Source organism: Vibrio sp. Y42_MX_L11 (genome assembly GCF_024181785.1).
Taxonomy (GTDB): Bacteria; Pseudomonadota; Gammaproteobacteria; order Enterobacterales; family Vibrionaceae; genus Vibrio; species Vibrio diabolicus.
The window spans coordinates 349,244-375,709 of sequence record NZ_JAMZAP010000001.1 but is presented as its reverse complement, the minus strand read 5'-3'; the positions used below and the strand labels follow the sequence as shown (position 1 = coordinate 375,709).

Below are 26,466 nucleotides of genomic sequence, written 5' to 3'. Positions count from 1 at the left end.
GGTTTATATATAATGCAAGTTACTGTTGAAACGCTAGAGGGCCTAGAGCGCCGTCTAAACATTACTGTTCCAGCTGCAAACATCGAAGACGCTGTAACAGCTGAACTACGCAACATCGCTAAAAACCGTCGTTTCGATGGTTTCCGTAAGGGTAAAGTGCCTCTAAAAATGGTTGCTAAGATGTACGGCAAAGCAGTACGTCAAGACGTTCTTGGTGAAGTTATGCAACGCCACTTCATCGAAGCTATCGTTAAAGAGAAAATCAACCCAGCTGGCGCTCCAACTTTCGCTCCTGTAGAAAACAAAGAAGGTTCAGACCTAGTTTTCACTGCAACTTTTGAAGTTTACCCAGAAGTTGAGCTTAAAGGCCTAGAAAACATCACTGTTGAAAAACCGCTAACTGAAGTTAAAGACGCAGACGTAGAAGAGATGATCGATACTCTACGTAAGCAACAAGCAACTTGGGTTGAAGTTGAAGAAGCAGCAGAAGATGGCAAACGCGTAAGCATTGACTTCGTTGGTTCTATCGACGGTGAAGAGTTCGAAGGCGGTAAAGCTGAGAACTTCCCTCTAGAAATGGGTGCTGGTCGCATGATCCCTGGTTTCGAAGACGGTATCGCAGGTAAAACTGCTGGTATGGAATTCGACATCGACGTGACTTTCCCAGAAGATTACCACGCTGAAAACCTAAAAGGTAAAGCAGCTAAGTTCGCAATCAAAGTGAACAAAGTTGAAGCTCGTGAACTACCAGAACTAAACGACGAGTTCGTTGCTAAGTTCGGTGTTGTTGAAGGCGGTGTTGAAGCACTTAAAGCTGAAGTTCGTAAAAACATGGAACGCGAGCTTAAGCAAGCTGTTAAGAACCGCATCAAAGAGCAAGCGATTGACGGTCTAGTTGAGCAAAACGACATCAACGTACCATCAGCGCTTATCGAGCAAGAAATTCAAGTTCTACGTCAACAAGCTGCACAACGCTTCGGTGGTAACCCAGAAGCTGCTGCACAGCTTCCACGTGAACTGTTCGAAGAACAAGCTAAACGTCGCGTAGTAGTTGGTCTTCTACTAGGTGAAGTAATCAAGTCTGAAGAGCTAAAAGCGGACGACGAGAAAGTTAAAGCTCTAATTGAAGAAATGGCTACTGCATACGAAGATCCATCAGAAGTTATTGCTTACTACGAGCAAAACGAAGAAATGATGAACAACATGCGCAATGTAGCTCTAGAAGAGCAAGCAATCGACGCGATCATCGCTAAAGCACAGGTTTCTGAGAAAGAAGTAGGCTTCAACGAGCTACTTAACCAACAACAACCTGCTGCTTAATAAGCAATATCTTGCGTAGAAGGTTGACTTAACGTTAACTATTCTGCTAACAATGGTCCGTATGATAGTCATCATCCGGGCCATTTATTTTAGGGACATAAGAATATGAGCTACCAAGAAAAAAATGCAATGTCGCCAATTATGGACGCGCTAGTACCAATGGTGGTTGAACAAACTTCCCGAGGCGAACGCTCTTACGACATATACTCACGTCTGCTGAAAGAGCGCGTGATTTTTTTAACGGGTCAAGTGGAAGACCACATGGCAAACCTTGTCGTGGCTCAGCTACTTTTCCTAGAATCTGAAAATCCAGATAAAGATATTTTCCTATACATCAACTCGCCAGGCGGCAGCGTAACAGCTGGTATGTCTATCTACGATACCATGCAGTTTATTAAGCCAAATGTGAGCACTGTATGTATGGGTCAAGCATGTTCAATGGGTGCCTTCCTGTTAGCAGGTGGTGCGCCAGGTAAGCGTTACGTACTGCCTAACTCTCGTGTAATGATCCACCAACCATTGGGTGGTTTCCAGGGTCAAGCTTCTGATATCCAAATCCATGCTCAGGAAATCCTGACCATTAAGCAGAAGCTAAACAAGTTGTTAGCAGAACATACTGGCCAACCTCTTGAAGTCATTGAGCGCGATACTGATCGTGATAACTTCATGTCATCAGAGCAGGCTGTGGAATACGGTATCGTGGATGCAGTGTTAAGCCACCGCGGCGAGTAATTAGCCAGCGCATTTTGGCAAAAATTGATATACACTCATTCATGAAGAGTAAAGGCTAAGAGGTTAGCGAATGACAGATAAAAGCAAAGAAAGTGGCAGCGGTAAATTGCTGTACTGTTCTTTCTGCGGCAAAAGTCAGCACGAAGTTCGCAAGCTAATCGCAGGTCCGTCAGTGTACATTTGCGACGAGTGTGTCGACTTATGTAACGATATTATTCGCGAAGAAATCAAGGATGTTCTCCCTAAGAAAGAATCTGAAGCGTTACCAACGCCAAAACAGATCCGTGAACACCTTGATGACTATGTGATCGGGCAAGATTACGCGAAAAAAGTGCTCGCAGTTGCGGTATATAACCACTACAAGCGTTTACGCAATGGTGATACAACGAGTGAAGGTGTGGAGCTTGGTAAAAGTAACATCCTTCTAATTGGCCCAACAGGTAGCGGTAAAACACTACTTGCTGAGACATTAGCTCGATTCTTGGATGTGCCATTTACAATGGCAGACGCAACCACACTAACCGAGGCTGGTTATGTGGGTGAAGACGTTGAAAACATCATCCAAAAGCTTCTGCAAAAATGTGATTACGATGTAGCTAAAGCTGAACGCGGCATCGTTTACATTGATGAAATTGATAAAATTTCACGCAAAGCTGAAAACCCATCTATTACGCGTGACGTATCTGGTGAAGGTGTTCAGCAGGCGCTACTAAAACTTATCGAAGGTACGGTTGCATCGGTTCCACCTCAAGGTGGTCGTAAGCACCCTCAGCAAGAATTCCTACAAGTGGACACGTCGAAGATTCTGTTCATCTGTGGTGGTGCATTTGCTGGCCTAGATAAGGTGATTGAGCAGCGTGTTGCAACAGGCACAGGTATTGGCTTCGGTGCTGAAGTTCGTTCTAAAAACGAATCGAAGACCGTGGGTGAGCTATTTACTCAGGTTGAGCCTGAGGATCTAGTGAAGTACGGACTCATTCCAGAATTCATTGGTCGTCTTCCTGTGACAACAACACTGACTGAGCTTGATGAAGAAGCGTTGATTCAGATCCTATGTGAGCCGAAGAACGCATTAACCAAGCAATACGCAGCATTGTTTGAGCTTGAAAACGCCGAACTTGAGTTCCGAGAAGATGCGCTGCGCGCTATCGCTAAGAAAGCAATGGAGCGTAAAACAGGTGCTCGTGGTTTACGCTCGATTCTTGAAGGCGTATTACTGGAAACCATGTACGAACTGCCATCTGCGACAGACGTAAGTAAGGTCGTGATTGATGAGTCCGTCATCAATGGTGAGTCAGAGCCACTGCTTATTTATAGCAACTCAGACAATCAGGCCGCTGGAGCAGAATAAATTCAGCCGTACTGAAAAAGGAGGTAAGTAATTACCTCCTTTTTTTATTTCTCTTATTGAATCCAAACAATTAGCCCCCATATAAATCGATAAGTAATACGTAAACGTGAAAGCGGAAGAGAGAATTATATGAACTTGGAACGTTCCGAGCGTATCGAGATCCCGGTACTACCTCTACGTGACGTAGTGGTCTACCCACACATGGTTATTCCATTGTTTGTTGGTCGTGAGAAATCGATTAGCTGTTTAGAAACGGCGATGGAAACCAACAAACAAGTTCTTCTTGTGGCACAAAAGCAAGCTGATACTGATGAGCCTACGGTTGACGACCTATTTGAAGTCGGTACGGTAGCCACCATTCTCCAGCTACTGAAGCTTCCGGATGGCACAGTAAAAGTACTGGTTGAAGGCCAGCAACGTGCGAAAATCAATCACTTTAAAGAGAGTGACTTCTTCCTAGCGGAAGCGGAATTTGTTGTTACGCCAGAATTGGATGAGCGTGAGCAAGAAGTGATTGTTCGCAGTGCGATTAATCAGTTTGAAGGCTTTATTAAGCTAAACAAGAAGATTCCACCAGAAGTTCTCACCTCACTCAACGGTATCGACGAAGCGGCTCGCTTAGCGGATACTATTGCAGCTCATATGCCGTTGAAGCTGGTGGATAAGCAGCAAGTACTTGAAATTGTTGATGTCACTGAGCGTCTGGAATTCCTAATGGGCCAGATGGAATCAGAGATCGATTTGCTGCAAGTTGAAAAACGCATTCGTGGTCGCGTTAAAAAGCAAATGGAAAAATCTCAGCGTGAGTACTATCTGAATGAGCAAATGAAAGCGATTCAGAAAGAACTTGGTGAGATGGAAGACGCACCAGACGAGTTCGAAACGCTGCAGAAGAAGATTGACGAATCAAAAATGCCTCAAGAGGCACGTGAAAAGACTGAGCAAGAGCTGCAAAAGCTTAAGATGATGTCTCCAATGTCTGCCGAAGCAACAGTGGTTCGTAGCTACATCGATTGGATGGTCAGCGTGCCTTGGGCTAAACGCTCAAAAGTTAAGAAAAATTTAGCGAAAGCAGAAGAGATTCTTAATGAAGACCACTACGGTCTAGAGCGCGTAAAAGAGCGTATTCTTGAATACTTGGCGGTTCAAAACCGAATCAATAAGTTAAAAGGTCCAATCCTTTGTCTTGTTGGTCCTCCAGGTGTGGGTAAAACGTCTCTTGGTCGTTCAATTGCTTCTGCTACAGGTCGTAAGTACGTTCGTATGGCGCTGGGTGGTGTACGTGATGAAGCAGAAATCCGCGGTCACCGTCGTACTTACATTGGCTCATTGCCAGGTAAATTAATCCAGAAGATGTCGAAAGTTGGCGTGAAGAACCCATTGTTCTTATTGGACGAAATCGACAAAATGTCTTCAGATATGCGCGGCGATCCGGCATCAGCGCTACTAGAAGTACTTGATCCTGAACAGAATAACTCGTTCAACGATCACTACTTAGAAGTGGATTACGACCTTTCTGACGTTATGTTCGTTGCAACCTCGAACTCGATGAACATTCCAGGTCCATTGTTAGACCGTATGGAAGTTATTCGTTTATCTGGTTACACCGAAGACGAGAAGCTGAACATTGCAAAACGTCACCTTGTTGATAAGCAAGTGAAGCGCAATGGTCTAAAACCGGATGAGATCATCATTGAAGACTCTGCGATTATTGGCATTATCCGTTATTACACTCGTGAAGCGGGTGTCCGTAACTTAGAACGTGAGATCTCTAAGATCTGCCGTAAAGCCGTGAAGAACATCCTGCTGGATAAAGACATCAAGTCAGTCACGGTAACGATGGACAACCTAAAAGAGTACTTGGGTGTTCAACGTTTCGATTACGGTAAAGCGGATGAAAGTAACCGAATTGGTCAAGTGACAGGTCTAGCTTGGACAGAAGTGGGTGGTGATCTGCTAACGATTGAAACTCAATCCATGCCAGGTAAAGGTAAGCTGACGCAAACGGGCTCTCTTGGTGACGTGATGCAAGAGTCTATCCAAGCCGCAATGACAGTAGTTCGCTCTCGTGCAGAAAAACTGGGTATCAATACTGACTTCTACGAGAAGAAAGATATTCACGTGCACGTACCGGAAGGCGCGACGCCAAAAGATGGCCCAAGTGCGGGTACTGCAATGTGTACTGCTTTGGTTTCAGCTCTGACAGGTAACCCTGTGAAAGCAGAGGTAGCGATGACGGGTGAAATCACACTGCGTGGTGAAGTCCTACCTATCGGTGGCCTAAAAGAAAAGTTACTTGCGGCACACCGTGGCGGCATTAAGACAGTGCTAATTCCAAAAGACAACGAGCGTGATTTGGAAGAGATTCCTGATAATGTTATCGCTGATCTGGAAGTCATCCCTGTACAGTGGATTGATGAAGTACTGAAAGTCGCACTAGAGCGAGACCCGACGGGCGTTGAGTTTGAGTCTCAAAAATAGTGATGTGCAGCAAAAATAAGTAAAAGTTTACGCTGATAAGTCTAAAAAGGCTTGTCAGCGTTTTTTTTGGGCGCTAAGTTAGTTTCGATAGCTGCCAGCCCTTGACGAATAAGGGATGGAGCATATTTTCTTAACAATGGAACGAAAGTCATCACAAAAATAATCACAGATGACACAAAGGGGAAATTACAGTGAATAAAACTCAGTTAGTAGAACAAATCGCAGAAAATGCAGACATTTCTAAAGCGTCAGCGGGTCGTGCTCTAGATGCATTCATCGAAGCAGTAAGCGGTACTCTTCAGTCTGGTGATCAAGTTGCTCTAGTTGGCTTTGGTACATTTAGCGTTCGTACTCGTGCTGCACGTACTGGTCGTAACCCAAAAACTGGTGAAGAAATCCAAATCGCAGAAGCAAAAGTACCAGCTTTTAAAGCTGGTAAAGCACTGAAAGACGCTTGTAACTAATCACAGCGTTAATTCTGTAACCGGCCATTTGCTTAACTTTTGCTCAAACAATAAGTTTCGAACAAAAATTTACAAACTTCGAGCCGAACTTTCTTAAATTATGCGCATCATACTGATGCGCATTTCTTTTTCTGATATTATTGCGCCATTATTTCTATTAGATAGAAGCAGTAGGCTTCAATTGTGGAGAGCAGTTAAATTATGATGGATCGACTACGCGAAGGCGTGAATAGCATCGCGGTCAAAATTATCCTTGGGCTTATCATCCTGTCTTTCGTATTTGCAGGTGTGGGTAGCTACATCGTTAGTGGTAACAACAACTCTGCAGCGAAAGTCGGTAACACTGAGATTCCTCGTGGTGAGTTCGAGATGGCATACCAAAATGAGCGTAACCGTATGCAAGCTCAGTTGGGTGACTACTTCTCTCAAATGCTGGCTGACCCTGCATATGTTGAATCTTTCCGCAAATCCGTTTTAGATCGAATGATCAATGACGTGTTGCTTGACCAACAAGCAGAAGCTTTAGGTCTGCGAATCAGCGACACTCAAGTTCGCAGCATGATTCTAGACATGCCTCAATTCCAGTCTAATGGTCAGTTCGATCAAGAGATCTATCAAGCTTCTCTGCGTCGTGCAGGCTTTTCACCAGACTCTTTTGCTGAGTACATGCGTCGTGAATTGGTTCGTGAACAACTGCTGAATGCACTACAAAACAGTGAATTTATTCTGCCAGGTGAAGTACAGGCAGAAGGTAAGCTGTTCACTCAAACTCGTGATGTTCGCACGATTAAAATCGACTTAGCAGAGTTTGCGAAAAACATTGAATTGACTGACGAAGAAATTCAACAGTACTACAAAGCAAACCCTGACAACTTTACTCGCCCAGAGCAGGTTAAAGTCGCTTATATCGAACTGTCTGCTGAAGCGCTAAAGGAACAAGTTAATGTTTCTGACGCTGAGGTGAAAAAGTACTACGATGAGCACTTAAACAAATATTCTTCAGAAGAGCAGCGCCGTGTCGCTCATATTCTTGTAGAAGGGGACGATGAAGCAAAAGCGCAGGCTATCTTAGATGAGCTAAATGCGGGAGCAGATTTTGCGACGCTTGCTCAAGAGAAATCTGACGATTTTGGCAGTGCTGAAAACGGCGGTGACTTAGGTTGGATTGAGCGTGATGTGATGGACCCTGCTTTTGAAGAAGCGGCATTTGCGTTGAAGAATCCAGGCGATACGTCAGGTCTAGTAAAGTCGGACTTTGGTTACCATATTATCAAGCTTGAAGAGCTAAAAGACTCTGTGGCGAAGCCATTTGAAGAAGTAGCCGCTGAAATAAAACAAGAAATGGTTGACCAACAAGCAGTTGATCAATTCTACGAGCTACAAAGCGAGCTTGAGCGCGTAGCGTTTGAATACCCAGACTCATTGTATGACGCTTCTCAAGCGGTTAACCAAGAAGTGAAGACAACGGACTTTATTTCTCAAGTTGACGCACCTGAAGTGCTTCGTAACCCTGCGGTAATGCAAGCTATCCTTAGCCCAGAAGTAAAAGAAGATGGCTTAAACTCTGAAGCTATCGAAGTTGCACCTGAACATATTATTGTTGTTCGTGTTGAAGACGCACGTGATGAGACGGTTCTTCCACTAGAAGAAGTGAAAGATCAGGTTATTGCAGAGCTATCTCGCGTTAAGGGTGAGCAAGATGCGATGGAACTTGGTACACAGGTTGTTGCTGCATTGAAAGAAGGTAAGACAGATGTGCTTACTGAAAACAACCTTGCATTTGGTGAACAAGACACAGTAGATCGCCGTTCTCCGTTGGCAACAACGGTATTCGCGATGGCAAAACCAGTCGATGGTAAGCCAGTATATGGTCAGTCTAAAGATCTTGAAGGTAACATTGTTATCATCGAGCTTGATGCTGTAAATGCTGAGCTAGATAGTGATTTAGAAGAGCAAGTTGCGATGCAAATGCAGCGAGCATCTTCTCAGCAAGACCTATCATCTGTGCTAGCTGTACTGCGCGCAAACACTGACATTGAGTACTTTATTGTGAGCAACTAAGCACAATTAGTGTAATTTGCATGTTAACTAAAACGGACCGCATAAGCGGTCCGTTTTATTTTTGTCTTTATTAACTTCAATCATCAATAAGCATTACTTAAATTAGTGCGCGTTTAAGTGATACCAGTCATTGCGAATATCGGGTCATCTAGGTTTGTTAACTGGATAGTGACTTGCTACTGGTGACTGGTTTTAGCCTACTATTTTGGAGATTGTATGTTCAATATGAAATGGATTTTGACATTGTGCTTATTTGTTTTTGCGCCTTTTAGCATGGCTGCGGATTCAGCCACTGACAAATATGAAGGAATTGAAATTACCGTAAATATCAACACGGCCTCTGCTGAAGAAATAGCGACCATGTTGAAAGGTATTGGTGAGAAGAAAGCGCAGAGTATCGTGGACTACCGCGAGGAGCATGGCCCTTTTAAAACGGCAGCAGATTTGAAGAGCGTAAAAGGCATTGGTGAAGCGACAGTTAAGAAAAACGAAGACCGCATTTTACTGTAGCTTGATGTATTTCAGATATTGAGTCTGAATTCAGAACAATATCTGTTTCCCTATTACTGCTTTCCCGAACCAACCCCTCTTTCGTGGTTCGGGATTTTTTAACCGAATAAACGACGGCGAAAGCCTTTTTCCATTAGAGCCATTGTTAACCCACCGAACGCACCAAATAAATGAGCATCAATAGCAACGTTTGCGCCGATAAGCGCAGCAGTGCTGCTGGATGGACCATAGATCTGCTCCCATGCTACTTTGGCAATAAGCCCTCCGACCAACAACAGGCTGCTTCTTCTGCTTTCAAAGACTTCTCTGAGTGCCCAGAATCCAAATAGACCGTGTAGTACGCCAGATAATCCCACGTACACCGACATATTGGTAAACAAATTCATTGCGCCAACAAATGCACACAAGAGTGAGAAAACGATAAGGAAGTTGCGAGTGCTTGGACGAAAAATAAAAGTAATGATCCACAATCCTGCCAGGTTCATCCCTAAGTGCGCAAAGTTGGTATGTGTGAGATTTCCTGTTACGATTCGCCACCATTCGCCATGGCGTATATTGTAGCTGTGCCACTCGGTTAGGCTTGCCATTGGTTCGAATTGAAGTATCAAACAGATCACGCTGATAATACTCAGCAAGGTATAAAGGTTCACTCTATGTCTCGTTATTGTTCTCGTTGTGGAAAATCGCAAAAAGCGTGTATTTGCCAATGGATTGTACCGTTGGCAAGCGAGGTAGAACTTATCATTCTTCAGCACACGAGTGAAGAACATCGTCCGCTTGGTACGGCACGGATTCTCAATTTGAGTTTAGATAACTGTATTTGTCTGATAGGAGAGGACTTTTCTGGTGATGATGTCTTAAATCACATGTTGGCGGATGAATCATATCAACATTTTGTTCTTTACCCATCGGAACAGTCACGATGCATCTCTGAAATCAATCAAGTGAGCCGTAGTGTATCTAAGAAAATACGTTTGGTTTTGCTCGATGGGACGTGGAAAAAAGCGTACAAAATGTGGCAGCTTTCTAGCAATTTACATCCACTCCCAACCGTGCAATTACCGAAGCAATTGCAAGGGCATTACACCATTCGTAAGGCGCCCTCTGAGAATTGCTTATCGACAGTCGAGGCGGGTTATCATTCGCTTCGTTTGCTTGAACCCGAGAGAGACTTTACACCGCTTATGCATGCCTTTGAAAAGATGATCGAATTCCAAATCGCCCAGATGCCGCCGGGCGTATTTGAAAAGAATTACTTGAAAGGTTGAGTGTTACTAAAGAACGATGGAAGAGAATAGCTGACGGTGAAGCTTTTGCGCGTGTCCATCGGTCATAGCAGAAATGTAATCGGCGATGACTCTCATCTTATTGCTCTCGCTTTTCGCTTGGCACCACAGTTCTTTTGTATGAACAGGCAGCAAGCGCTCTGGGTCCGCTGTTAACGCTTCAAAAATGTCCATAATAATTTGCTGACCTTTATATTCAACGATCTGGACCTGCGGGACTTGGATAACAAAAGTACTGACAAAGTGTTTGAGTACGTCAAGTGCTCGTGCCATTTGTGGCTCTAAACACGCAGTCCAAGACAGTAATGGATTATTGAAAGGCTCATCCACCGCCTTGATTGAAATGCTGGTCAGGAGGGCGTTAACCATACCACCGATGGCATCTTTCCGTTCATGATGCTTACCACTAAATAGCATCTGTCCGATGGAATCGATATGTGCTTCAAACCACGGGTCGCCACAGTCCGCTAATTGACTTGCTGCGCCTTCTTGCCATTGCTGACGTGTCACCATACCAAGCACGATTGCATCTTCTAAATCATGAACGCCGTAGGCGATATCGTCCGCTAGCTCCATGATTGAGCAATCGAGTGATTTAAAACGCGTTTTACTGTGCTCAAACTCCGATTCTGGTTTTGAGCGCATTAAGCTAAGCAATGCCTTGTCGTTGTCAGAAAGCGGCGCAATTACCCAATCAAATAAGTCTTTGTCACAATCATAAATGCCCTTCGCTGGGCTCCAATCTTTGGCTTTTAGTTTGCGTTGATGCTCGGCTGGTTGAGGCAACTTGACGGAGCGTGTTTGACTAATAAGGGCAGGGTACTTAATCAAACCAAGCAGTGTGCGGCGTGATAAATTCATTCCGAAATGCTCAGTATAAGGCTCTAACTTAGTGACGATACGAAAGGTTTGGGCGTTCCCCTCGAAGCCGCCATGTTCGCGCATTACGTAGTTTAGAGCGACTTCTCCCCCGTGACCGTATGGAGGATGCCCGATGTCGTGCGCCAAACATAATGAATCAATTAAGCTGTCTGACGGCAATAGTTCACGGAACTCTGGTTGTTTTTTCTTTAACTGGGCGACGATACCGGTCCCGAGTTGCGACGCTTCTAAGGAGTGTGTTAACCGGCTGCGGTGAAAGTCTTCCAAGCTATTGCCGTGTACTTGGGTTTTTGCTTGTAAGCGTCGAAATGCAGCCGAGTGAAGAATGCGCGCTCGGTCTCTTTGGTACGGGCTTCGATGGTCGTCACGACGTATTTTATGCTCATCATCATGGCGCTCTTGCCATTGCGGGTGTAATTCAAACGACACGATTATCTCCGTAAGCTAACTGATTTCATCTAACGATAATTCGAAACTTGGGGCAAAGGTATTGAGGAAGTAATCCATTTCAGGCGTTCTACGTTCTTGCAAAGTGATGTCTAAGCGTTTTTTTGCCAGAGCGAACTCATGATTGCCTGCGCTTAGTTCTTCGAGACATTTTAAATAGGCACAGATGGAGTCGGCTTGCTTGACGATTTTTGCGTCCTCTCCGTGTGCAGAGTGGGAAAGAAGGTAGGGGGCAAAATCATCTTGGAACTCTTCCGGTAACATTGAAAGCAATTTTTGTTCCGCTGCCGATTCTATCTTCTTATATTCTTTGGCAATTTCAGGGTTGTAATACTTCACTGGGGTTGGAAGGTCACCCGTTAATACTTCGCTGGAGTCATGGTACATAGCAAGAATCGCGATGCGTTCTGGATTAAGGTTGCCACCGAACTTTTTGTTTTTAATTAGGGCAAGGGCATGAGCGACAAAAGCAACTTGTAAGCTATGCTCTGAAACGTTTTCTGGTGAGACGGACCGCATTAAAGGCCAGCGTTGGATCAGCTTCATTCGAGCCAGGTGAGCGAAAAAATGGCTTTCTTTCATGGCTTTCTCCGTTTCTGGTGTAAAAAAGGAACTCACTAGGAGTTCCTCTAAGCATATGAGAGATCAGCACTAATTACTACCAGTGATTCATTACTGGCTGTAGGTTGATAGGAATCGCTCAAAACGTCCAATGGCGATTTCTAGATCTTCAACGTGCGGCAGTGTAACTATGCGGAAATGGTCTGGTTTCGGCCAGTTGAAGCCGGAACCTTGCACCAGTAAGACCTTCTCTTGTTTTAAGAAATCTAAAACCATCTGCTGATCGTTCTTGATGTTGTACATTTTTGTGTCGATTTTCGGGAAGAGGTACATCGCACCCTTAGGTTTGACACAAGAAACACCAGGAATCTGATTGATCAGTTCATACGCTCTATTGCGCTGCTCTAATAAGCGTCCGCCAGGTAAAATCAGTTCATTGATACTCTGGTATCCACCTAACGCAGTTTGAATCGCATGTTGCATTGGTACGTTTGCACATAAACGCATCGATGAAAGCAGCTCCAAGCCATTCACGTACCCTTGAGCTAGATGTTTAGGCCCCGTTAGGAACATCCAGCCACCACGGAAACCGCAAACACGGTAGGCTTTTGAAAGGCCATTGAATGTCATGACGAGCACGTCTTCAGTGAGTGTTGCGACTGAGGTATGTGTTGCACCGTCGTACAACACTTTGTCGTAGATCTCATCTGCGAAAATGATCAGTTTGTGCTGGCGCGCGATCTCAATCACTTCAAGTAGGAAGTCACGGCTGTATACCGCACCTGTCGGATTGTTCGGGTTGATCAGAACAATGCCACGTGTCTTTGGTGTGATTTTCTTTTTGATGTCTTCAAGGTCTGGGTACCAGTCTGCACCTTCATCACATAGGTAATGAACCGGCTTACCGCCTGATAGTGCAACTGAAGCTGTCCACAACGGGTAATCAGGTGCTGGGATCAGCATTTCGTCGCCATTGTTTAATAGCGCTTGCATGGCCATCACGATCAGCTCAGACACGCCGTTACCCACATACACATCTTCGACATCTAGAGAGCGGATACCTTTACGTTGATAGTGTTGGACCACGGCTTTACGAGCAGAGTAAATGCCTTTGGAATCACAATAGCCTTGAGAAGTCGGCAGATTACGAATCACGTCGACTAAAATCTCATCAGGGGCGTCAAAACCAAATGGGGCAGGGTTACCAATGTTTAGCTTTAGGATTTTATGCCCTTCTTCCTCCATGCGCTTAGCATGTTTGAGTACAGGACCCCTAATGTCGTAGCAGACATTATCGAGTTTTGACGACATCCCGATATTTTGCATTGTATAATTCCTAAAAATTCGTTAATTTCTTTATTAAAATACAATAATTTGTTTTTTATTAGAATATATATCTGTAAATTATCTGTTTGCTGGTTAAGTTTTGCTCGTTTGCTATCACAGGATTTTGCAAAAGATCGCATACGACCTTGATTTGCTTTGGGTCTAAACTTAGAGTAGCCGTCAGTTACCATTTATCCTCACATACTACGAGGTTGATTTGTCACAGTTCCATCAAGCCGTAAAGAGAATTATCGAGCGAGTTCAGCAAGCGGAAGGCAATCAAACACGTCTGGTCGAGCCCCTGAGCGAGAAACCTAATTTCTCATTTATTGATTGGCTTGATGCACAACCACTTTTCCCTAAATTCTACTGGCAGTCCCGCGATACTCGTGAAGAGGTCGTTGCACTAGGGCAATTACACGCTTTTGTTGAGCCAGGCCCTGCTTATACCATTCTAGGTGAAGGGCAACGAGTCTGGGGCGGACGCTCTTTTGACGGCCAGCATGAGAAGAATCGTCGCTGTATGCCTTCTTTCTTCTTTTTGCCTCAAATTGAGTTAATTCGTTTTGACCAACAATGGTCTCTCGCAGTTAATATTTCAGAAGATAAAGCACGAACCCTAGCAGGACTGAATAAACTGGTTTGTGAGGTCGCGACCTTAGCTCCGATTTCTTCTCACATCCGCTCTATTGTTCATACGCCAAGTCAGCCTCAATGGAATGAGTTAGTTCATAAAGTTTTGACTGGTATAAAGAATGATGATTTTAAGAAAGTGGTATTGGCGCGTCGCTCTACCGTGCAGCTTGATAACACATTAAGCGCTGCACAATTGCTGAAAGCGAGTTACTTAAACAACCATCATAGTTTCCATTTCATGCTGAGCTTAGACAGCAAACACAGCTTTATGGGCTCTACGCCAGAACGTTTGTATTCTCGCGTAGGGCACGAACTTCATACCGAAGCGTTAGCAGGCACGATTGGTAGAGGGGACAATGCCACTCACGATATGGAGTTGGCGAATTGGTTATCCCAAGATGAAAAGAACCTCAACGAAAACCAATATGTGGTTGATGACATTATTGATCGCCTATCACCGCATTCCGAAGCGGTTGAAGTGGAGGCCGAGGCAAGTTTGGTTAGGCTACGAAAAGTGCAACACCTCAAGCGAAATATTCATGCGAGCCTAAAGACGGGCATAAACGGTGTTCAGTTGTTATCGGCGCTTCAGCCAACGGCGGCGGTTGCTGGCTTACCTCGACAAGAATCCATGCAGTTTATTCTTGATAATGAGCCCTTTGCACGCGGCTGGTACGCGGGGTCAATGGGGTACATAAGCCATGAACGAGCAGAGTTTTGTGTCGCGATCAGAAGTGCGCTTGTGCTCGGTGACCAAGTACAACTGTTTGCGGGCGCAGGTATTGTGCCAGGTTCTGTGGCAGAGCATGAGTGGGCGGAACTTGATAAGAAAATGTCGACGTTACTTACGCTGATTTCTGATCACCCTCCGTTGGGAGTCGCATCATGAATCATGACCAAGCGGTACTCAATCGAATTTGGTCAGAAACCATATTGATTGAGCTTCAGCGATTTGGCGTTAAGCATGTTTGTATCGCTCCTGGCTCTCGTTCTACTCCTTTAACTTTAGAGGCGGCAGAACAGTCCAATTTTTCTATTCATACTCACTTTGATGAGCGTGGTCTCGGCTTTATGGCTCTTGGCTTAGCGAAAGCTACTCAAGAGCCAGTGGCAATCATCGTTACCTCTGGTACGGCAGTGGCGAACTTATTACCAGCCGTTGCGGAGGCTAGGCTTACTGGTGAAAAGCTGGTGCTGCTCACTGCGGATCGTCCGATGGAGCTCGTTGGCTGTGGCGCAAACCAAGCGATTAACCAGTTGGGTATTTTTTCACATCATGTCTCGGCCAGCTTGAATTTACCAAGCCCAACTTTAACAACATCGCTTAATTGGTTGCTGACCTCTGTTGACGAAGTGATGTTTACTCAGCAACTGCAAGGTAGTGCTGTTCATATTAACTGTGCATTTCCAGAGCCTTTGTATTCCAACGGCGCAAAAGCGGATTATCAAACCTACTTAGACTCGGTAGCCGGATGGCGAAAAGGAAGTGGTAGTTATACCCAGCGTTTTAGCCACTTATCACAGGCGCACATCACGTCTTGTGCGGATAAAAAAGGCTTGGTTGTGATTGGCAGCTTACCGCTTGAACAAGCGAAGTCGGCGCAGGCATTTGCACAAAAGATGGGATGGCCGGTACTTGCAGACCCGCAAAGTGGTCTCAGTTCGGATTGGGCGCATTATGATGTATGGCTTCAACTTCCCGAGTTCGTAAACGAGCTTGAGTCTTGTGAACTTATTATCCAATTTGGTAGCCGAATCATCTCCAAACGTTTGAACCAGTGGATTGATAAACAAGTTTCGCAGAGTCAACAAGATAAAGACGTTCAATACTGGTATATCTCGCCGCGTATGGACCGTAATAACCAAAATCATCTGGCGCAAATGCACTGGGTTGAGCTTCCTCAAACTTGGATTTCTCGCATTAGCTTTGAGAAGCCAATATTTGCTGGGTGGGCTGATAGGTTAGCGAATGGAGTTAAGCGAGTTCATCAACGTATCGAAGAAGCTTTCCTATCTGATTCAGCGTCTGCCATTGACGAAATTGCGTTGGCAGCAGACATCAACGAGCGCACTAAAAACGCTGATGTCTTTTTGGGTAACAGTTTGTTTGTTCGACTTGTCGATATGTACGGCAAACTTGATGATGTAGAAGTGTTCACTAACCGAGGCGCGTCAGGAATTGACGGTTTGTTTGCTACCGCATCAGGTGTGCAGCGAGCAAGAGGTAATCCGTTACTGATGTATATTGGTGACACATCAGCACTGTATGATCTCAATTCACTAGCGCTGTTTTCTCACAATAAATTGCCGACGGTACTTGTGGTCACAAACAATGATGGTGGCGCAATTTTCGATATGTTACCGGTGCCTCAGGAGCATCGCACTGCGTACTACCAAATGCCCCACGGTTATCAGTTTGAACATGCAGCCAAACAGTTTGGTTTAAAGTATGAGAAGCCAACTACGTTAGAAATGTATCAAGCAATGGTTGCCGAGCACCTGTCGAGCGGTCAAGGCACACTGCTGGTGGAAGTTCAAACCCCACCAAGTCAAGCCGCAGAGTTGATAAAGGCATTTAATAAGAGCCTGCATGCTTCACTCTGAGCGTCTCTCTTCAACTGAAAAACACCAAAGTGGTGATCTTCCCACTCTGGTGTTTTTGCATGGCTTTTTAGGAAGTGGTGCTGATTGGCAAGCTTGTTTGGATGAGCTGACTCGGTTTGAACGAATTGTTATAGACCTTCCTGGTCATGGTCGTAGCCAGTTTACAAAGTGCAACGATCTCGATGATTGCTGCAAACTTCTTAATTCCACACTATCTTTATTATTTCCTCCGCAACAACCACTTATTTTGATTGGTTACTCGATGGGCGGCCGTATTGCGATGCATGGTATTGCCAATCAATGCTTCTCAGATCTCAATATTGTGGGCGCAATTGTTGAAGGGGGAAACTTCGGGCTTCAAACTGAGTCAGAGAAACAGGTGAGATTGGAGAATGATGCTCGCTGGGCAAAGCGTTTCAAAACAGAACCACTTGAACGTGTTTTGAACGATTGGTATCAGCAAGCGGTGTTTTCTTCACTAAACCATGAGCAAAGACAAACATTAATTGCGAAGCGAAGTGATAATCTTGGCTCGGCGGTCGCGAGCATGCTGATGGCAACATCGTTAGCCAAGCAGGCGTATTTGTTGCCCACACTGAAAAAGCAGAATATACCGATGTATTACTTGTGTGGCGCGAAAGACCAAAAATTTAGCCAACTGGCACAACGTAGCGGGTTGGCGTATCGACAAGTTGAAGGCGCAGGACATAACGTTCATCAAGAGCAGCCCCAACAATTTGCGATGCATATTAAGCACATAATTCAATCTCACTTTGGTGAGAGTAACGAGAACAATGGGAATCACCATGGCTAAAACAGTAGGCATTTCTGAAGAAGAACTTTACGCTCCGGTTCAATGGAAAGATTGCAGCGAGAAATACGAGGATATTCACTACCATAAATCTGAAGATGGTATCGCGAAAATTACCATTGCACGCCCACAAGTGCGTAATGCATTCCGCCCTCAAACAGTAAAAGAGATGATTGATGCGTTGGCAGATGCGCGTTACGACTCTGGTGTTGGCGTGATCATTCTGACAGGTCTAGGTGAAGACGCATTCTGTTCTGGCGGTGACCAGAAGATCCGTGGCGACTACGGCGGCTATAAAGACGACCAAGGTACACACCACCTAAACGTATTGGACTTCCAACGTGATATTCGCACTTGTCCAAAACCAGTGATCGCATCGGTAGCAGGTTGGGCTGTGGGCGGTGGTCACGTACTGCACATGATGTGTGACCTAACGATTGCGGCTGACAACGCTCAATTTGGTCAAACAGGCCCTAAAGTGGGTTCATTTGACGGCGGTTGGGGCGCATCTTACATGGCTCGTATCGTAGGCCAGAAGAAAGCACGCGAAATCTGGTTCCTATGTCGTTTCTATAACGCGCAAGAAGCGTTAGACATGGGCTTGGTCAACACGGTTGTGCCGCTAGAAGAGCTAGAGAAAGAAACCGTTCGTTGGTGTCGTGAAGTTCTTCAGCATAGTCCAATGGCGCTACGCTGTCTGAAAGCTGCATTGAATGCGGACTGTGATGGTCAAGCAGGTCTTCAAGAGCTTGCGGGTAACGCAACGATGATGTTCTACATGACCGATGAAGGACAAGAAGGTCGTAACGCATTCAATGAGAAACGTCGCCCAGACTTCGACAAATTCCCTCGTAACCCATAATCCGTATAAAAAGAGGAGTGTTTTAGCTCCTCTGTTCCATTTTTCCTGAGCGCCTCGCCCTCTGGGAGGCTGGTGGGATTGCTCGCCAGAACGCTCAAATATACGGCATTACATAGGACTCGAATTATGCGTGAAGCGAAAATTTATCGTTATAGCTTGCCCATGGATAGTGGTGTCATCCTGCGAGACAATAAGCTAACAGAACGTGTTGGTTATGTTGTCGCGCTTTCTGAACGTGACCAAATAGGGCTTGGAGAAGTCGCTCCTCTTCCTGGTTTTAGTTTAGAGAACACCGAAGATGCTGGTATTCAGCTACAAGAACAAGCGGAGCGTTGGGTAGCAGGATTGGATGTGGATTACGCCAACATGTATCCATCGGTCGCGTTTGGTTTATCGATGGCACAGTTAGAGTTAGCTGGTGGCTTACCCCAACAAGGTAAGTATCAAACAGCGCCGCTGTGTACTGGTGACCCAGACGAGCTCATTCCAAAGCTGAACGAAATGGAAGGCGAGAAAGTCGCGAAAGTAAAAGTCGGGCTTTATGAGCCAATTCGCGATGGCATGCTTGTGAACCTTTTTCTTGAATCTATCCCTCAATTAACGCTTCGACTTGATGCAAACCGCGCTTGGACACCAGAAAAAGCGCAGCAGTTTGCTAAATACATTACTCCGTCTCTGCGTCAGCGCATTACCTTTTTGGAAGAGCCGTGCCGCTCTCCTGGCGATAGTCTCTCTTTTGCTATCAATACTGGTATTGCGATTGCTTGGGATGAAACTTTGCAAGATGCGGTTCGTCGAGAGGATTTCCGTCTTGAAGATCTAACTGGTGTGAAAACGATCATCATCAAACCCACACTCATTGGTTCGGTGGATTTTTGTATTACACTGATAGAGAAGGCGAAGTCACTGGGGATGAAAGCGGTTATTAGCTCGAGCATTGAATCCAGTCTCGGCTTAACGCAATTAGCGCGCTTTGCCCAATGGCAGCTGCCTGATGAAGTTCCAGGTTTGGATACGATTGGCCTATTCAAAGCTCAGTTAGAGCAAGGCTGGCCTAAGTGTGAACTTCCCGTTCTTCCTCTGAAAGATCAGGAGATTGTGTGGCATTCTGCATAGACAATGTTGCGAAGGCACCGTGGAAATATTGGGCTCAAACGAGCCCTTTTTCTATTGCACTCAAGACACCAACAGAAACATTAAACTGGCAACAACTCTCAGTACGTATTGACCAATACGCTCACTATTTGAATGACTTGGGCGTAACGCGGGGAGATGTGCTGACTTTGGTAGGTAAAAACCAAGTCGAAACTCTGCTGTTTTATCTTGCTTCCAAGCAGTTCGGCGCACTTGCTGCGCTGACCATGGTACAACCACTCGATACGCTACAGAGTAAACTTGCGACCCTTTATAAACCTGAACAAACTCGGTTTATCTGGTTTGCTCAGGAGTGCGCTTCGACCTTTTCTGAACATGATATACAAAAACTCAAGGCAACATTGCTTTCACCGCCTGTAGTATCACAGCAAGAGAGTGACTCGTTGACTGAAGATAGCTATCATCATGACCGGCTCGCTTCAGTAGTATTTACTTCTGGCTCTACAGGGGAGCCTAAAGCTGTGGTTCATACACATCGACAACACCTTGCATCCGCAGAAGGCTTGTTGCAAGAGTTCATTTTCACTCAGCAAGATTCTTGGCTATTGTCGCTTCCGCTTTATCACGTCTCTGGATTGGCGATTGTATATCGTTGGCTATATGTCGGAGCGACATTGAAAATCGGTACAGGAAAACTTGTCGAAGATATTCAGGGCGTGTCACACGCATCTTTGGTTGCCACGCAGCTCAAACGGCTATTGGATGATGATGCTCACTTGTCATTGACGCATGTGCTATTGGGCGGCAGCCACGTTGCTCACGAGTTGGCGTTGCGAGCAACAGGACGAGGGATTGAGGCGTGGTTAGGTTATGGGATGACGGAAGCAGCCTCTACCGTTACCGCAAAGAGAATTGACAGTACCAGTAATGCTGGACACGTATTGAATCACCGTAAGATAAAGTTGGTTGACCAACGCATTTTTGTCGGTGGTAAAACATTAGCGGCAGGGTATTTTCATCAAGGTCATGTTACTCCGTTTCTGGATGAGAAAGGCTGGTTTGACAGCAAGGATCTTGGTGAGTGGCAAGGTGACGAGTTAAAGATCATCGGCCGTGCCGACAATCAATTTATCTCTGGTGGTGAGAACATTCATTGTGAAGAGATTGAGGCAGCATTGAACCAAATTGATGGCGTGGTGCAGAGCATAGTGGTTCCAGTCGAAGATGCGGAATTTGGTCATCGCCCTGTTGCTGTGATTCAGACCAATGATTTGCGCAGCAAAGCGGAATATGACCTGCATTTGCAACCCAGATTAGAGAAGTTTAAATGGCCAGTGGAATACCATCTAATGCCACAAGTGCTACTAGAAAGTGGGATCAAAGTTTCTCGGAAGGCAGTGAAGGAGTGGCTATTGCCATCAATTCAGCATTAGTCAATTTTGCTATGTATTAGTCAGAAAGGGAATTTCGTATCCTTATAACTCTGAATCATAATTATGCTTCTTCGAAGAGAGAAAAGGCATAAGGTTCAGGATGGTAAAGCTAGTATTAATTGCGGCGGTAGCACTACAAATTGGTATTGCAATAAGCAGTGAAGGGCTCGCCCGCTCTCTTGCAGAGCTGACGGCCTTTTTGATCGCTATCGCATTGGTTGTTACATACAAAAACAGCAAACTTGAGCCGTCGTCATCTCAACACGATGAGAAGACCACTAATATCTAAACAATAACCAACTTAGAGAAGTGGTTGAAATTAACACCCACAGAGTTACACCAAACAACAGTGGCTTAGCTCCAGCAGACCTCAGCTTCGAAATTGAAATGCTGCAACCAATCAGGAACAGGCACACCACCAAAGCTTGTTTCGCTCCAACGAAAATACCGTGATAGACCATTTCAAATTGAGGGAAGAAGTCGCTAAACGCGATGGCTGCGCAGTACCAAAAAATGAAATAAGGAATAACTAACTTTTTCGTTCCATTCTCTTTCTGGTCTCTCGAAAAGATCACGGCACTGATCAGTGCGACAGGGATGATCCATAAAGCTCGTGCGAGTTTTAACGTTGTTGCTGTAGTTAGCGCTTCTTCACCGTAGGCTGAGGCAGCCCCAACAACAGAAGAAGTGTCATGAATAGCAATCGCGGCCCATGTACCAAATGTGTGTTGATCTAGCCCTAAAGCATGCCCAACCACAGGAAACACGAATAGTGCGATGGAGTTTAGGACAAATACCGTTGCCAGTGCTAATCCAATCTGTTCGTCTTTTGCTTTAATCGCTGGTGCTACAGCGGCAATTGCACTACCACCACAAATTGCTGTACCTGACGAGATTAAGTATGCGGTTACTCGCTCCAACTTAATTATTCTGGCAATGATAGTGCCTATGATCAGTGTGCCCGCAATCGTGGCGATAATCAGACCGATACCATCCGATGTAACAGAGAGTGCTTGCTCAAAGTTGATGCCAAAGCCTAAACCAATAATCGAGTAGGACAACAGCTTTTTAGTAAAAGAAGCAATGGGCAGTTCTGAAGGCACAAAACCAAAACTTGCGAGTAGAAAACCAATAACTAGGGCAATAGGAGAGGAGACAAAAGGGGTTAAGCAAAAGAGTAACGCCAATCCAAACAAGAGGTAGTTTCTATTCAAGGTTTTTATTCGCTGTTGTGAATGAAAGCGCGAGTATATCGCACTGAGTGTGGTCAGTTTGTCTTAATGATTTGAACACATGTTCAGTTATTCTAAACATGTGTTCAAATGTATTTTTATCGCCAGTCGCCTCTGAGTTGATGCACTCTATCGAACATCGTTTTTGCCGTTGCTTCATTTGGTGGAACTGGCTGTCCGGCTTCAATTTCTAGCTTTGACCAAAATCGAGTTGGTAAGCCACAACATGCTCGGCCTTTCGCGCGGCTGAAATAGCTTCCCCATAAGCCTTTGAGTGCCACGGGTATGACAGGTACTGGGCTGCGACGCAGAATAATATCAATGCCACGCATGAATTCATTCATTTCACCGTCTGAGGTTAATTTCCCTTCAGGGAAAATACAGACGATATGTCCTTCGCTTAATGCGGTTTCCACATCATTAAATGCACGCCTGATGGAGTTTCTGTTACTCGCTGAAATTGGAATTACCCCAGTTCTGCGTAAAAAGCGTCTTAGTGGAGGTAGGTTGGCGTAATCTTCCTCCATCACAAAACGAATCAACCTTGGGCATACTGCGCTAAGTAGCAAGGCGTCCATATAGCTCACGTGATTACATACGATTAATGCACCGCCTTGTTCTGGCAAGTTATGTAGGTTTTTATGTTTCACTCGATAAATAGTGTGAGTTAGCATCCAAACCACAAAACGGACAACGAATATCGGTATTTGCAAAAAAATGTAAGCAGCGACCAAGAAATTCAAAATGGCTAACAATGCAAACAACTGAGGAATTGTCATCTTGATGACACTCAGGCACACAATACCTAAGACAGCACTGCCGACCATAAACAGAGAGTTAAAGATGTTGAGCCCTGCGATGACTTGTGCGCGCTCGGTTTCCTTTGCTCTATGTTGCATTAATGCGTAAAGCGGTACGATAAACAGCCCGCCAGAGGCGCCAATCATCAATAGATAGAAAAATAATGGCCAAAAAGGCTCATATCTAAAGAAGTCTACAAAGTTATGGAAGATAGGTAGGTCACTTGGAATGGAGGTTGCCATCAAGTACCCAAATACCGTAATGCCAAGTGCGCCAATTGGCACAATACCGACTTCGATACGATGATTCGAGATCCAATTGCAAAGCAGCGACCCTAGCGCGATACCAATAGAAAACAGAGCAAGTAAGAAAGACACCGCACTCTCGGTTCCATTTAAGTAAATCTTGGTGAAATTCGGGAACTGGGTTAGATAGGCGGCGCCTAAAAACCAGAACCAGCTTATCGCCATAATACATTGAAAAACAACACGATCTGATTTTGCGATGGATAGCGTGTGTTTAGTTTGTTTGTACGGTTGCCAACGAAAAGAAAGATTAGGTGCGCTGGCGGCTGCAAAGGGTATTGATCGGCTCGACAAATATCCCAACAATGCAAAGAGTACGACACAAAATGCGGCAAGGTATTTTGCGTTGTCTGCTGAGGCGATAATTCCAGCACCTAGGGTACCAATAAGGATGGCGATAAAGGTACCAGCTTCAACAAGGGCGTTGCCTGGCACTAACTCTTTCGCGTTTAATTTTTGGGGCAAAAGGGCATATTTAACCGGTCCAAAGAATGCTGACTGTGTGCCCATTAAGAACAGTAGCAGCAAAAGCACACCATAACTTTCGGTTATAAAACCAATGGCGCCCAAAAGCATGATGGCGATTTCAAACAGCTTTACCTTGCGAATAAACCATGATTTTTCATATTTATCGGCTAATACGCCAGCTGAAGCGGAGAATAGAAAGAACGGTAGAATGAACAAGCCAGCCGCTAAATTGATGAACAAGTTGCTCGAAATAGGTAGTGCGCTGGATCCCGCGAAGGCGACAAACAGCAGCAAAACGTTTTTAAAAATATTGTCGTTGAAAGCGCCAAAAAACTGAGTGATGAAATAGGGTAGGAACTTTCTTTGCGTAAGTAAGGACGGCTGTCTGTCAGACGACATGGATAATCCTTTGTTACCAGTTTGTGAGGTAGTTAGAAAGCAGGTTACTGATTAATTCTTTACCATCAATGGGTTCACTAGAGAAAAATTTATCATCAACACTGAGTAAAGTAATACCGTGTACGCCAGACCAAAGCACTCGACTCGCTTGAATCACTTCGGACTCGGTACGATGTGGTGCGATTTGAGCCAATAGTGACTCCAGCATTCCTGTCATCCCGTCGATACGTTTGGCATGCCATTCTGGAAGCTCTGCACCATTCATGTTGTGCTCGAACACTAACTGCCAACGGTAAGGGTGCTTTTGAGCGAAATCGTGGTAGCAATAAGCCAGTTCAAATAGAGCTTGATGAGCGTCTTTACTGCTATTGGTCGCCTTCAGTGCTTCTTGGGAGAGTTCGTCTAAAGTTTGCGCGACTACGTGTAAAAGTAACAGGTTATAGTTGCCAAAAATGTTGACTAATGTGCTTGGCACGTAACCAATCATGTTAGCGATTTTACGAAGACTGAGTTCGTGGTAAGAATTCTCATCTAAAAAGTTTTTGACTGTTGTTAACGTCAAATTTACTAACTCTTCTCTGGTGTGATCGTTTCTGCGCGCCATACTCTCAAACTGCTTTATTGAACATCGTTCAATATGATAGTCAGCTACCTATTAACCGTCAACAAGGCAATATACTCAAGTGACGTCAAGGTGTAGGATTCTGAGCTGTGTCACTGATTCTAATTCAAGTAAAACATCCCCGAGTAGTAGCGAGTTCATTCCAAGCATTTCTAAACGAACCAAGTATCTCGAAGTTAACCGAGAGCAGTCTGTATCTTTGGCAATATTCTGATACATGTCAGATTCTGTAAGCTGTTTTCATCAACAGGCATACAGAGTATGATGACGTAACAATCATCTTTGGCGTGCTACTGTTTGAAACAATCGTTGTTTCGTCTGATAGAGCACAATCTTAGATAGCTAACTTTAAGGATAACGATGAAACGTTTATTTTCTATTGTTGCTCTGTTGATGTTTACCGTTGCTGTAACACCTATCGCGGAAGCGAAGAAGTTTGGTGGCAGTAAGTCTTTCGGTAAGAGCTACAAAACAGCGCCAGCACCAAAACAACAGCAACAAAACACCAATACGGTCGGCAAAGATCAGACGGCGAAGTCTTCAAGTAAAAAAGGCTTAATGGGTGGTCTGCTAGGCGGACTTCTTGCTGGTGGTCTACTTGCTGCATTCTTTGGCGGTGCTTTTGAAGGTATCCAGTTTATGGATATCTTAATTATTGGTTTGATTGCCTTTGTCATCTTTAAATTAATGCGCGGTATGCTAGGTGCGAAGCAGGGCAGTATGAACCAGCATCGCCAGCAACCTGCATTTGGTGGTAACGCATCTAAGTTTGAGCAACCAAACATGCAAAACTTTGAGCAACAGCCAAACACAAATAATGGTGGCTTTGGTGGTTTCGGCGCTCAAACGGACGTACCACATAACTACCCACCGGGCTTTGACCAAGCTGCGTTCATTAACGGCTCTCGTGAACACTACCGAATCCTGCAAGGAGCGTGGAATCACAATCAACTGGAAACCATTGAAGAATATGTTTCTCCAAGCTTGTTTGAAGATCTGAAAGCAGAGCGCGCGAAGCTCGACGGTGAGCAGCATACTGATGTAATGTACGTTGATGCAGAGATCGTCCGTGCCGATTACGATGCAAATAAAGCACAGCTTAGCCTACAGTTTAGCGGTCGTTACCGTGACACAGTAGAAGGTGTTGAAGAAGAAATCGAAGATATCTGGCACCTAGAGCGTGACCTGACTGTGCCTAATGCACCATGGTTAATTGTTGGTATTCAAGGCTAGTCACCTTTAAACCAATTTAGTCACTAATAAAAATCCCGCGCCCCCTGCGGGATTTTTTGTATCTGTCGTTTGTATCTACGAAAGATATTTTTATAAAACCTGCCAGGTGGAGCCTTCATCATGCTCGCGCTTAACTCTGCCGAATATCTTTTTTGCTAGCTAGTCCTCAAGTGCTTTACTGAATGTTTTTAGCATTCACATTATGGTCATTGCGATAAAGCAAGGACAAAGTGCTAGTACATTGTTTGTATTACAACGACCAGATCCGAACTTTGGCCATCGGAGATTCGCTTAGGCTCAGTTGTTAAAGTAGGATCCAACAGAGGGAGAATCGCGAAGAAGTTGGGTTAAATAAGGAAGGGCTTGTTACTTTATCAAGAATCCGAAACGAAAAAAGCCAGCTCAATGAGCTGGCTTTTTCAATATGGTGGAGGGGGACGGATTCGAACCATCGAAGGCAGTGCCGGCAGATTTACAGTCTGCTCCCTTTGGCCACTCGGGAACCCCTCCAGGGTGTTTTATACTTGAAAATTAGTTTCCCAAC

Annotated in this window: 23 protein-coding genes and 1 tRNA gene; 16 read left to right on the top strand and 8 right to left on the bottom strand. The window is 44.9% G+C overall.

What is annotated here, in order from left to right:
* Nucleotides 1-12: 12 nt before the first annotated feature.
* The 7 genes from tig (at nt 13) to NL643_RS01595 (ending at nt 8,919) form a co-directional block, all read left to right on the top strand.
* Entirely contained in the window at nt 13-1,320 is a 1,308-nt protein-coding gene (gene tig, locus NL643_RS01625) for a trigger factor (RefSeq protein ID WP_005390526.1), read from the top strand.
* A gap of 105 nt (nt 1,321-1,425) precedes the next feature.
* A complete protein-coding gene (gene clpP, locus NL643_RS01620; protein ID WP_005382347.1) occupies nt 1,426-2,052 on the top strand; it encodes an ATP-dependent Clp endopeptidase proteolytic subunit ClpP in 627 nt (208 codons plus the stop codon).
* 70 nt (nt 2,053-2,122) lie between these two features.
* Nucleotides 2,123-3,403, top strand: coding sequence for an ATP-dependent protease ATP-binding subunit ClpX (gene clpX / locus NL643_RS01615; protein WP_005390528.1), 1,281 nt, complete (start codon nt 2,123-2,125; stop codon nt 3,401-3,403).
* 129 nt (nt 3,404-3,532) lie between these two features.
* Entirely contained in the window at nt 3,533-5,884 is a 2,352-nt protein-coding gene (gene lon / locus NL643_RS01610; RefSeq protein WP_005390529.1) for an endopeptidase La, read from the top strand.
* Nucleotides 5,885-6,075: 191 nt separating this feature from the next.
* Nucleotides 6,076-6,348: an HU family DNA-binding protein gene (locus tag NL643_RS01605; RefSeq protein ID WP_005382341.1), complete on the top strand. Its 273-nt coding sequence runs from the start codon at nt 6,076-6,078 to the stop codon at nt 6,346-6,348.
* 201 nt (nt 6,349-6,549) lie between these two features.
* A complete protein-coding gene (gene ppiD, locus NL643_RS01600) occupies nt 6,550-8,409 on the top strand; it encodes a peptidylprolyl isomerase (protein ID WP_253643796.1) in 1,860 nt (619 codons plus the stop codon).
* 225 nt (nt 8,410-8,634) lie between these two features.
* Nucleotides 8,635-8,919 (top strand): ComEA family DNA-binding protein, encoded by a 285-nt coding sequence (locus tag NL643_RS01595; protein ID WP_031780151.1) that lies wholly within the window; start codon nt 8,635-8,637, stop codon nt 8,917-8,919.
* A gap of 98 nt (nt 8,920-9,017) precedes the next feature.
* Here the strand turns inward: NL643_RS01595 and rrtA are convergent, their stop codons facing one another.
* The gene (rrtA, locus tag NL643_RS01590; protein ID WP_047009480.1) at nt 9,018-9,569 is read right to left on the bottom strand and encodes a rhombosortase; all 552 of its coding nucleotides are present in this window, start codon (nt 9,567-9,569) and stop codon (nt 9,018-9,020) included.
* Nucleotides 9,570-9,572: 3 nt separating this feature from the next.
* Between rrtA and NL643_RS01585 the strand changes: the two genes are divergently transcribed.
* A complete protein-coding gene (locus NL643_RS01585; RefSeq protein ID WP_253643795.1) occupies nt 9,573-10,187 on the top strand; it encodes a tRNA-uridine aminocarboxypropyltransferase in 615 nt (204 codons plus the stop codon).
* Nucleotides 10,188-10,193: 6 nt separating this feature from the next.
* Here NL643_RS01585 and NL643_RS01580 read toward each other — a convergent pair whose 3' ends face one another.
* The 3 genes from NL643_RS01580 to NL643_RS01570 all read right to left on the bottom strand — a co-directional run bounded on the left by NL643_RS01580 (nt 10,194) and on the right by NL643_RS01570 (nt 13,421).
* Nucleotides 10,194-11,516: an anti-phage deoxyguanosine triphosphatase gene (locus NL643_RS01580; protein WP_253643794.1), complete on the bottom strand. Its 1,323-nt coding sequence runs from the start codon at nt 11,514-11,516 to the stop codon at nt 10,194-10,196.
* Nucleotides 11,517-11,531: 15 nt separating this feature from the next.
* Nucleotides 11,532-12,116, bottom strand: coding sequence for a 5'-deoxynucleotidase (yfbR, locus tag NL643_RS01575; RefSeq protein ID WP_170892960.1), 585 nt, complete (start codon nt 12,114-12,116; stop codon nt 11,532-11,534).
* Between the two features lie 90 nt (nt 12,117-12,206).
* Nucleotides 12,207-13,421 carry a pyridoxal phosphate-dependent aminotransferase gene (locus tag NL643_RS01570; RefSeq protein WP_005390543.1) on the bottom strand — a complete coding sequence of 405 codons (1,215 nt, stop codon included), beginning with the start codon at nt 13,419-13,421 and terminating at the stop codon, nt 12,207-12,209.
* Between the two features lie 217 nt (nt 13,422-13,638).
* Here NL643_RS01570 and NL643_RS01565 point away from each other — a divergent pair, with 217 nt between their 5' ends.
* The 7 genes from NL643_RS01565 to NL643_RS01535 all read left to right on the top strand — a co-directional run bounded on the left by NL643_RS01565 (nt 13,639) and on the right by NL643_RS01535 (nt 21,151).
* Nucleotides 13,639-14,946, top strand: coding sequence for an isochorismate synthase MenF (locus NL643_RS01565; protein WP_047009476.1), 1,308 nt, complete (start codon nt 13,639-13,641; stop codon nt 14,944-14,946).
* On the top strand, nt 14,943-16,661 hold the full coding sequence (menD, locus tag NL643_RS01560; RefSeq protein ID WP_253643793.1) for a 2-succinyl-5-enolpyruvyl-6-hydroxy-3-cyclohexene-1-carboxylic-acid synthase: 1,719 nt from the start codon (nt 14,943-14,945) through the stop codon (nt 16,659-16,661). The genes NL643_RS01565 and menD overlap by 4 nt, the downstream gene beginning before the upstream one ends.
* Nucleotides 16,648-17,475 (top strand): 2-succinyl-6-hydroxy-2,4-cyclohexadiene-1-carboxylate synthase, encoded by an 828-nt coding sequence (menH, locus tag NL643_RS01555; protein ID WP_253643792.1) that lies wholly within the window; start codon nt 16,648-16,650, stop codon nt 17,473-17,475. The genes menD and menH overlap by 14 nt, the downstream gene beginning before the upstream one ends.
* Nucleotides 17,468-18,334 (top strand): 1,4-dihydroxy-2-naphthoyl-CoA synthase, encoded by an 867-nt coding sequence (gene menB, locus NL643_RS01550; protein ID WP_012842018.1) that lies wholly within the window; start codon nt 17,468-17,470, stop codon nt 18,332-18,334. The genes menH and menB overlap by 8 nt, the downstream gene beginning before the upstream one ends.
* Nucleotides 18,335-18,460: 126 nt before the next feature.
* Nucleotides 18,461-19,450: an o-succinylbenzoate synthase gene (gene menC, locus NL643_RS01545; RefSeq protein ID WP_047009472.1), complete on the top strand. Its 990-nt coding sequence runs from the start codon at nt 18,461-18,463 to the stop codon at nt 19,448-19,450.
* The gene (gene menE / locus NL643_RS01540; RefSeq protein ID WP_253643791.1) at nt 19,435-20,862 is read left to right on the top strand and encodes an o-succinylbenzoate--CoA ligase; all 1,428 of its coding nucleotides are present in this window, start codon (nt 19,435-19,437) and stop codon (nt 20,860-20,862) included. The genes menC and menE overlap by 16 nt, the downstream gene beginning before the upstream one ends.
* Nucleotides 20,863-20,962: 100 nt before the next feature.
* Complete coding sequence (locus NL643_RS01535; protein WP_005390556.1) at nt 20,963-21,151, top strand: hypothetical protein; 189 nt, start codon at nt 20,963-20,965, stop codon at nt 21,149-21,151.
* On the opposite strand, the gene NL643_RS01530 is transcribed toward NL643_RS01535, so the two are convergent.
* The 3 genes from NL643_RS01530 to NL643_RS01520 form a co-directional block, all read right to left on the bottom strand.
* Entirely contained in the window at nt 21,141-22,076 is a 936-nt protein-coding gene (locus tag NL643_RS01530) for a YeiH family protein (protein WP_104974325.1), read from the bottom strand. The two genes, NL643_RS01535 and NL643_RS01530, sit on opposite strands and share 11 nt — an antisense overlap.
* A gap of 116 nt (nt 22,077-22,192) precedes the next feature.
* A complete protein-coding gene (locus NL643_RS01525) occupies nt 22,193-24,067 on the bottom strand; it encodes an MFS transporter (protein WP_046874204.1) in 1,875 nt (624 codons plus the stop codon).
* Between the two features lie 13 nt (nt 24,068-24,080).
* Nucleotides 24,081-24,671, bottom strand: coding sequence for a TetR/AcrR family transcriptional regulator (locus tag NL643_RS01520; protein WP_006743255.1), 591 nt, complete (start codon nt 24,669-24,671; stop codon nt 24,081-24,083).
* 378 nt (nt 24,672-25,049) lie between these two features.
* Between NL643_RS01520 and NL643_RS01515 the strand changes: the two genes are divergently transcribed.
* Nucleotides 25,050-25,922, top strand: coding sequence for a Tim44 domain-containing protein (locus tag NL643_RS01515; RefSeq protein ID WP_046874203.1), 873 nt, complete (start codon nt 25,050-25,052; stop codon nt 25,920-25,922).
* Nucleotides 25,923-26,347: 425 nt separating this feature from the next.
* Here NL643_RS01515 and NL643_RS01510 read toward each other — a convergent pair.
* Nucleotides 26,348-26,432 (bottom strand) — tRNA-Tyr (locus NL643_RS01510).
* Between the last annotated feature and the right edge of the window lie 34 nt (nt 26,433-26,466).

Coding starts and splice junctions, on each gene's coding strand:
- NL643_RS01520 (WP_006743255.1), bottom strand. CDS start 24,671: ATGGCGCGCAGAAACGATCACACCAGAGAAGAGTTAGTAAATTTGACG.
- NL643_RS01525 (WP_046874204.1), bottom strand. CDS start 24,067: ATGTCGTCTGACAGACAGCCGTCCTTACTTACGCAAAGAAAGTTCCTA.
- NL643_RS01535 (WP_005390556.1), top strand. CDS start 20,963: ATGGTAAAGCTAGTATTAATTGCGGCGGTAGCACTACAAATTGGTATT.
- yfbR (WP_170892960.1), bottom strand. CDS start 12,116: ATGAAAGAAAGCCATTTTTTCGCTCACCTGGCTCGAATGAAGCTGATC.
- NL643_RS01585 (WP_253643795.1), top strand. CDS start 9,573: ATGTCTCGTTATTGTTCTCGTTGTGGAAAATCGCAAAAAGCGTGTATT.
- ppiD (WP_253643796.1), top strand. CDS start 6,550: ATGATGGATCGACTACGCGAAGGCGTGAATAGCATCGCGGTCAAAATT.
- menC (WP_047009472.1), top strand. CDS start 18,461: ATGCGTGAAGCGAAAATTTATCGTTATAGCTTGCCCATGGATAGTGGT.
- tig (WP_005390526.1), top strand. CDS start 13: ATGCAAGTTACTGTTGAAACGCTAGAGGGCCTAGAGCGCCGTCTAAAC.
- lon (WP_005390529.1), top strand. CDS start 3,533: ATGAACTTGGAACGTTCCGAGCGTATCGAGATCCCGGTACTACCTCTA.
- clpX (WP_005390528.1), top strand. CDS start 2,123: ATGACAGATAAAAGCAAAGAAAGTGGCAGCGGTAAATTGCTGTACTGT.
- NL643_RS01570 (WP_005390543.1), bottom strand. CDS start 13,421: ATGCAAAATATCGGGATGTCGTCAAAACTCGATAATGTCTGCTACGAC.
- menB (WP_012842018.1), top strand. CDS start 17,468: ATGGCTAAAACAGTAGGCATTTCTGAAGAAGAACTTTACGCTCCGGTT.
- clpP (WP_005382347.1), top strand. CDS start 1,426: ATGAGCTACCAAGAAAAAAATGCAATGTCGCCAATTATGGACGCGCTA.
- NL643_RS01595 (WP_031780151.1), top strand. CDS start 8,635: ATGAAATGGATTTTGACATTGTGCTTATTTGTTTTTGCGCCTTTTAGC.
- NL643_RS01515 (WP_046874203.1), top strand. CDS start 25,050: ATGAAACGTTTATTTTCTATTGTTGCTCTGTTGATGTTTACCGTTGCT.
- menD (WP_253643793.1), top strand. CDS start 14,943: ATGAATCATGACCAAGCGGTACTCAATCGAATTTGGTCAGAAACCATA.
- menH (WP_253643792.1), top strand. CDS start 16,648: ATGCTTCACTCTGAGCGTCTCTCTTCAACTGAAAAACACCAAAGTGGT.